The 6,913-nt window shown below is 72.1% G+C and carries 10 protein-coding genes; 2 read left to right on the top strand and 8 right to left on the bottom strand.

Annotation, left to right across the window (positions count from 1 at the left end):
* Positions 1–17: 17 nt before the first annotated feature.
* From Q0588_RS04885 to Q0588_RS04855, 7 genes are all read right to left on the bottom strand, one after another.
* Positions 18–653 carry a helix-turn-helix transcriptional regulator gene (locus Q0588_RS04885; protein ID WP_298744257.1) on the bottom strand — a complete coding sequence of 212 codons (636 nt, stop codon included), beginning with the start codon at positions 651–653 and terminating at the stop codon, positions 18–20.
* 165 nt (positions 654–818) lie between these two features.
* A complete protein-coding gene (locus Q0588_RS04880; protein WP_298744256.1) occupies positions 819–1,298 on the bottom strand; it encodes a hypothetical protein in 480 nt (159 codons plus the stop codon).
* A gap of 32 nt (positions 1,299–1,330) precedes the next feature.
* Complete coding sequence (locus Q0588_RS04875; RefSeq protein WP_298744254.1) at positions 1,331–1,786, bottom strand: hypothetical protein; 456 nt, start codon at positions 1,784–1,786, stop codon at positions 1,331–1,333.
* Between the two features lie 88 nt (positions 1,787–1,874).
* Positions 1,875–2,201 carry a hypothetical protein gene (locus Q0588_RS04870; protein ID WP_298744253.1) on the bottom strand — a complete coding sequence of 109 codons (327 nt, stop codon included), beginning with the start codon at positions 2,199–2,201 and terminating at the stop codon, positions 1,875–1,877.
* A gap of 33 nt (positions 2,202–2,234) precedes the next feature.
* The gene (locus Q0588_RS04865) at positions 2,235–2,621 is read right to left on the bottom strand and encodes a hypothetical protein (protein ID WP_298744251.1); all 387 of its coding nucleotides are present in this window, start codon (positions 2,619–2,621) and stop codon (positions 2,235–2,237) included.
* A gap of 62 nt (positions 2,622–2,683) precedes the next feature.
* Positions 2,684–3,082 carry a PaaI family thioesterase gene (locus tag Q0588_RS04860; protein ID WP_298744249.1) on the bottom strand — a complete coding sequence of 133 codons (399 nt, stop codon included), beginning with the start codon at positions 3,080–3,082 and terminating at the stop codon, positions 2,684–2,686.
* Positions 3,079–3,549: a PaaI family thioesterase gene (locus tag Q0588_RS04855; RefSeq protein WP_298744247.1), complete on the bottom strand. Its 471-nt coding sequence runs from the start codon at positions 3,547–3,549 to the stop codon at positions 3,079–3,081. The genes Q0588_RS04860 and Q0588_RS04855 overlap by 4 nt, the downstream gene beginning before the upstream one ends.
* Before the next feature lie 83 nt (positions 3,550–3,632).
* Here Q0588_RS04855 and Q0588_RS04850 point away from each other — a divergent pair, with 83 nt between their 5' ends.
* Positions 3,633–4,664: a ligase-associated DNA damage response exonuclease gene (locus Q0588_RS04850; RefSeq protein WP_298744245.1), complete on the top strand. Its 1,032-nt coding sequence runs from the start codon at positions 3,633–3,635 to the stop codon at positions 4,662–4,664.
* Here the strand turns inward: Q0588_RS04850 and Q0588_RS04845 are convergent.
* Entirely contained in the window at positions 4,661–6,289 is a 1,629-nt protein-coding gene (locus tag Q0588_RS04845; RefSeq protein WP_298744243.1) for a response regulator, read from the bottom strand. The genes Q0588_RS04850 and Q0588_RS04845 overlap by 4 nt on opposite strands.
* Positions 6,290–6,492: 203 nt before the next feature.
* Between Q0588_RS04845 and Q0588_RS04840 the strand changes: the two genes are divergently transcribed.
* The coding region (locus Q0588_RS04840; protein ID WP_298744241.1) for a 7-cyano-7-deazaguanine synthase at positions 6,493–6,913 on the top strand (421 nt) is incomplete at its 3' end.

Genomic DNA, 6,913 nt, shown 5'->3' with positions numbered 1-6,913 from the left:
TTTTCGCGGGCCGCGGGCTATTGGCTGACCCAGAGAATCCGCCCCATCCAGACGATCTCCCCGCGGGCCACGACGCGCGGCTCATAGGCCGGGTTGATCGAGGCCAGGGTCACGGCGCGGGCGGTCAGCCCGGCCACCTGCTTGGCCAGGGTCTCGCCGCCGATGGTGCGCACCACCACCCGGTCGCCCCTGCGCACGTCCGAGGCCTCGCGGTCGACGATCAGGCGGTCGCCCTCGCGGTACGCCGGAGCCATCGAATCGCCGGTGACGCGCAGGCTCAGCAGGCTGTCGCGGGGGCGCGGCAGTTCGGTCTGCTCCCAGCCGTCGCCGGCGGGCAGGCCGGCGTCGTCGAAGAAGCCCTCCTCGCCGGCCTGGGCCAGGCCCAGCATCGGCGCCGTCGACCGCCGCTCCGGCGCATCCCGGGCCAGGGCCGCGAATTCGCCCAGCGACAGGCCGGTGGCGTGCAGGATCCGCGTCAGGCTCTCGGTCGAGGGCCAGCGCGGCCGCGGCGGATCGCCGGGTCCGAACCGCTTCGACGGATTCAGGCTGGTGGGGTCCAGCCCCGCCCGCCGCGCCAGGGCCGAGGCGCTGATCCCCTCGCGCCGGGCCAGCCCGTCGATGGCGTTCCACAACCGGGCGTGGGACAGGGGCATGGCGGAAGCGGACTCCACGGGATCCGGACGGCCGGGCCGGTCGACGCCGGCGGATCGCGATAGGAATATACACCTGCGCCGCGCCCCGCGGCCAGAGCGAAATCGGTTTGGACGCGATCGCGTCCAAACCCGGATCTTCGCTCCAGCCTTATACTGGAGCCTGATTCACGGCATCGGCGGAATCGCGAAGCGATTCCGCCTCAACCGATCAGGCTCTAGGGCCGGGCCGAGCGCCCGGCGGTCCCTCCAGGCCCGGACGACGCCGAGGGCGAGGGCGAGCAGGATGGCGTAGGCGGTCAGGTTGACGACGGCGTAGAAGGCGGCGATCGGCGGACGGACGTCGGCGGTGGTCAGCACATGGCTCATGACGATCACCGACTGGAGGGCGCTGGCCCAGATCGGCCACGACCGGCGGCTCTTCCACGCCAGGGCGGCGTAGGCCGCCAGCATGACCGTCTCGACCGCCATCAGCCCCCACTGCGGGCCGACCAGCCGGCCGTCGTTCTGGACCAGCAGGGCGGCGAGCGAGCCCAGCGCATAGGCGCCGGCCCCGACCCGTTCCGGTTCGTCCCCCTTGAGCAGGGCGAAGGTCACCACCAGGACGCCGGCCGCCGCGCCGATCTGGGCGTAGAGGGTGTCGAACACCGGACGTCTCCCCCCTGGGCCGGCCCCGGCCGCTACGGAACCGGCGGCGCGGCCTTCTTCGATCCCATGGCCGCCGCCTTGCGCTCCTGCCACGCCCAGAAGGTGCCGACCGCCAGCGCGATCAGCAGGCCGTAGTTGGACATGTTGATGACGGCGGCGGCGGCGTCGGCCGGTGGCCGCAGGTTGGCCGCCACCAAGACGTAACTCGTGACGATCAAAGCCTGAAAGCTGGCGGCCCAGACGGGCCAGGCTCGGCGGCTGTACCAGGCGATCCCGATGAAGACGAAGAGCAAGACCATCTCAAGCCCCATCATCCCCCACCGGGGCAGGTTCGGGGCCGCGCCACCCTTGATCATCGTCGTGGCGAGGAAAACCATCGCGTAGGCGGCCCCGCCCAGGCGCTCGGGCTCCTCACCCTTCAGAAAAACAAACGTGACCACGAGAACGGCGGCGGCCACGACGAGCTGGGAGTAGATGGTCGGAAACACAGAATCGCCCCCACGCCTTCGAGCATGGGGGCGATAGTGCCTGAAGTCAGCGTCGGCGGAAATGACCGGTCGCCGACATAGAGAGGATTTAGACGGCGCGCAGACGGTGCTCGCCGGTGGTGGTCTGGCCCTTGTCCTCGGCTCCGGCGTAAACGCCGTAGCCTAGGCGGCGGTGATCCTTGGCCAGCTCCTCGTGGCAGGTCACCATGGCCTGACGGGCCGCGCCCAGAGCCGCGATGGCCTCGAGAGCCCTGGTCTGCGACTCCGCGCCGACGACCGGCGAGATGCAGAGGGCCGTCCGGGCGCCGATCATCGACTGCACGAGCGTCGTGGCGTGCGCGAGGGCCGCGTCGACGGCGTGCTCCGTCGCATTCAGATCGCCGGCGACGCTGGCGATGATTTGAGCCTTGTCCATAGAAACCTCCAAGCGGAATGGGTGAACGGAGTCTTAACACGACCCGCCCGCTTCCGGTAGGGGTTTGTTCACCATGATCGCCGCTGTGTCGTCTTCCGGATACAGGCCGCCGACCGGGGGCGTGTCGCCGGGCTTGTCGACCGGGCCGGCGGCCAGGCCGTCCAGCCCGAGCCTCCGCGCCAGGGCGGCGAGGGCGGCGTGGGTCCGGACCAGGTGGCCCCGCGCCTCGGCCAGGGCCGCCACCGCCGCGGCCGCGCCGCTGAAGGCGGGCTGGCCCGCCGCCGCGGACAGCCAGGCCTCCGCCCGCGCGGCGGGCAGGGCCGCGGCCAGCGCCGCCGCCTCGCCCAGGGCGTGGTCGAGCGCGGCCTCGGCGGCGTAGAGGCGGACGGCGAGCGCTTCGCCGATGTTCTGTCTGGTCATGGGACGTCCTCCGGTGAACGTCTGGCGTACCGGAAGCAATCGAAGATTACAACAGCCTACAACTATAGATCGTATTCCGCCACGAGGAAATGGGCCGTCAGCGAGGCGATCGGCTGGGTCTGGTCATCCTGCCACGCCTCGGCCAGCACATGGGCCACGCGCCGTCCGGCCTTGCTGATGCGCGCCCGCGCGTGGACGTCCGCCGGCCGCCCGGAGCGGAGATAGGCGACCGTGACGTTGATCGGCCGGGGCAGGCGCAGGCGCGGATAGGACAGCGCCACCTGGGCCACGGCGGTCAGCTCCAGCAGGGCCGCCGTGGCCCCGCCGTGCAGGGCCGGCAGCACGGGATTGCCGATCAGCCGCTCGGCGAACGGCATGGTCACGGTCAGCAGGTCGCCGTCCTGCCGGCTCTCCAGCCCGAGGAAGCGGGCGTAGGGCACACGATCCAGCAGGTCGCTCACCGGGCCGCCTCCGCCGTCGGGGCCGCGTCGGCCTGGCGGGCGCTGCGGGCGCTGAGCACATAGGTGGCCTGGGCCGCCGCCACCGGGTCGTCCGGTTCGTTCTCGAAGGCCCAGGCGCGGACGAAGGCGATCGAATGGGTCAGCCGGTAGCAGCGCGCCTCGGCGATCAGGTCCCGCCGCGGCTCGGCCGCCCGCATGTAGTCGACGCGCAGGTCGAGGGTGGCGATGGGCTCGAACCGGTCGAGGGCGATCCACACCGCCAGACCGCCGACGTGGTCGAGCAGGGCGGTGACCAGGCCGCCGGCCAGCACCCCCGTGTCCGGATCCCCGACCAGGTCCTCGCGCCACGGCACGCGAAGCCGCACCCGGTCCCCGTCCAGCCCGTCGAAGGCGAACCCGAGGGCGTGGGTGTGCGCGGCGCCGGAGGCCAGTTGCGGCAGCAGGGAGGCGAGGGCGGATGACGACATGTCCTGCTATCACCCCACGGCGGGCGTGGACGCAAGCGCCGCTCGCGCGTTCCCCATCGGCTGCGAGGACCCATATCCGATCGATGATCCGCTTTGAGGACCTGCTCAGGCCGACCGCGGCCGGCCTGTACTGCCCCCCGGGCGACTTCCACATCGACCCGGTGCGGCCGGTCGAGCGGGCCGTGATCACCCATGGCCATTCCGACCACGCCCGGGCCGGCCACGGCGCGGTCCTGGCGACGCCGCAGACCCTGGCCGTCATGGCCGAGCGATACGGCGAAGGCTTCGCGGCGCGCCGGCAGCCGGCCGGCTATGGAGAGGCCGTCTCGCACGACGGCGTCGGCGTCACCCTGGTCCCGGCCGGGCACGTGCTGGGCTCCGCCCAGGCGGTGATTCGCCTGAAGGGCGTCACCATGGTGGTTTCGGGCGACTACAAGCGCCGCCGCGATCCGACCTGCGCCCCCTTCGAGCCCGTGCCCTGCGACGTGTTCGTCTCCGAGGCGACCTTCGGCCTGCCGGTCTTCGTCCATCCGCCCGACGCCGGGGAGATCGGCCGCCTGCTCCATTCGCTGCGGCAGTTCCCGGACCGCGCCCATCTGGTCGGGGCCTACGCCCTGGGCAAGGCCCAGCGCGTCATCCGGCTGCTGCGCGAGGCGGGCTGGGACCGGCCGGTCTACGTCCACGGGGCGCTGGAGCGGCTCAACCGCCTGTACGGGCGCGAGGGCGTGGACCTGGGCCCGCTGGCGCCGGCCACCGGCCTGGAGCCGAACGCGCTCGGCGGCGAGGTGGTCATCGCTCCGCCGGCCGCCGCCCAGGACCGCTGGTCCCGGCGCTTCGCCGATCCGGTGCAGGCGTTCGCCTCCGGCTGGATGGGGGTTCGCGCCCGGGCCCGGCAGAGGGGGGTCGAGCTGCCGCTGGTGCTGTCGGACCATGCCGACTGGCCGGAGCTGACCGCCACCTTCGCCGAGCTCCGGCCCGAGGAGGTGTGGATCACCCACGGTCGGGAGGAGGGCCTGCTGCGCTGGTGCGGGCTGAACGGCCAGAAGGCCCGGGCCCTGCGCCTGGTCGGCTATGACGACGAGGACGAAGAGGCCGTCCCCGCCGGGCCGGTCTAGGCCGCCGAGCGCGAGGATTGGCCGTTGCCGGGCGCGTCCTCGGAGACGGCGACCTGCCCCAGGGCCGCGTTCATGGCCATGCGCAGCCGTTCGGGCTTGATCGGTTTCTCGACCACGGCCGCCATGCCGGAGTCGAGATATCTGCTGGCGTCCTCGGGATCGGCGTTGGCGGTCAGGGCGACGATCGGAATGGCGCTCGCGGGCCCGTCGAGGGCGCGGATCGCCGCGGTCGCCTGGACCCCGTCCATGCGCGGCATCTTGATGTCCATCAGCACCAGGTCGAACCTGCGCTCCTGCACCGCGGCCAGGGCCTCGACCCCGTCGCCGGCGGTTTCCGAGGTGCAGCCGAACATCTCGCACAGGGCCTGGGCGACGACGCGGTTGGTGGCGTTGTCGTCGACGATCAGGACGTGCGGCGTGCCGGTCATGTCCCGGTCCGACAGCGCCTGGACATTCGAGGCCGGGGCGCACTCCACCCGGGTGCGCTCGACGGCCAGGTCGAAGGCGAAGGTCGCGCCGCGGCCGCGATTGTTCTCGGCCCAGATGCGGCCGCCCATGCGGTCGATGATCTGGCGGCAGATCGACAGGCCGAGGCCGGCGCCGTCCTGGTCGGAGCCGTGGACGAAGGGTTCGAAGATCGCGTCCACCCGCCCGGCGTCGATGCCCGGACCGTCGTCGCGGACTCGGGCCTCCAGCAGGATGCGGTCGCCGGCGGCCACGGCCTTGAGACGGGCCTCGACCACGCCGTTGCGCGCGAATTTCAGGGCGTTGCCGATCAGGTTGTTGAACACCTGCTTCAGGCGTCCGCCGTCGATCACGGCGGCCAGGTCGGTGTCGCCCTCGTAGCCGATCATCAGGGTGACGTCGTCCTCCGAAGCCCGCGGCGCCCATGCGGCCTGGATGTCGTCCATCAGCGACCGCAGCGGCGTGGGCCCGGGCCGCAGCTCCAGTTCGCCGGCCTCGGCCCGCGACAGGTCGAGGGCGTCCTGGAGGACGCGCAGCAGGGTCTCCGAGGATTCCACGATCGTGGCGACATGGGCGTGGGCCTGGGCGTTCAGCGGCTGGCGGCGCAGCAGTTCGGCCACGGCGAGGACGCCGTTCAGGGGCGTGCGCAGCTCGTGGCTCATGACGGTCAGGAACTGGCTCCGGGCCCGCGCCGCATTGAGGGCCTGGACATGGCCGTCGTTCAGCGTCCGCACCTGGTCCGCCAGGTCGGCGATCTTGAGACTCTGGCCTTCGTTGACCGCCCGCAGCATCGACGCCACCGTCCCGACGCCGTGATAGCGCCCCTCGCGGGTGACGATGAAGCCCCGCGTCAGCACCCTGGCGTCGCTCTTCATCAGGGCGGCGCAGACGGTGTCGATGGCGACTCCGGCCTCGACCATGGCCGGTTCGGGATCCATCACATGGATGACCGGCCGCCCGGCGTACAGGGCGTGTCCGAACGGGCTGGCGGTCTTCAGCAGAAAGTCGGTGCGCTCGATCAGGCCGACCGGACGGCGACCGTCGACCACGGCGATCACCAGGGTGTCGGGCTCGCTTTCGAAGCGGGCGAACACCTCGCTCGCCAGCGTCTGGGGCGACACCGCCTCGGCGCGCTCGGTGAGGACTTCAATGGTCGGCATTACTCACCGGCGCTCCATTGTGACCGGCGGACATTGCAGGCAACGGTTTGCCGAACCGTTAAGGCCCCGCCGCGCCGTTTTGCGCCCCCTGCGCCCCAGGTTTTGCGCCCCGTGGCGCGCTGGTGTAGAAGGCCCGCCCGTCCTCGAACGGCCCATCCCTCCCTGTCCATGCGCGCGGCCGACCGGCCGACCGCAGGTTCGCCATGCCCGATTCACAGCAAAACACCGCGAAATCCGCCCTCGTCCTGTTCTCCGGCGGCCAGGACAGCGCCACCTGCCTGGCCTGGGCGCTGGCCCGGTACGGGCGCGTGGAGACCGTGGGGTTCGACTACGGCCAGCGCCATGCGGTCGAGATGCGGGCGCGGCTCGACGTCCGCGAGGGTCTTGTGCGGGAGCTGCCGCGGTTGGCCGGTCGGCTCGGCCCGGACCATGTCGTGGACCTGACCGGCTACGGCCGCATCGCCGACAGCGCCCTGACCGCCGACCGGGCCATCGGGACCGACGCGCGCGGCCTGCCGACCACCTTCGTGCCGGGGCGCAACCTCGTCTTCCTGACCTGCGCCGCCGCCCTGGCCGAGCGGCGCGCCCTGGACGTGCTGGTCGGCGGCATGTGCGAGACCGACT

Source organism: uncultured Brevundimonas sp., from assembly GCF_937870815.1.
Lineage (GTDB): Bacteria > Pseudomonadota > Alphaproteobacteria > Caulobacterales > Caulobacteraceae > Brevundimonas.
This window is presented reverse-complemented; position numbering and strand designations above follow the sequence as displayed.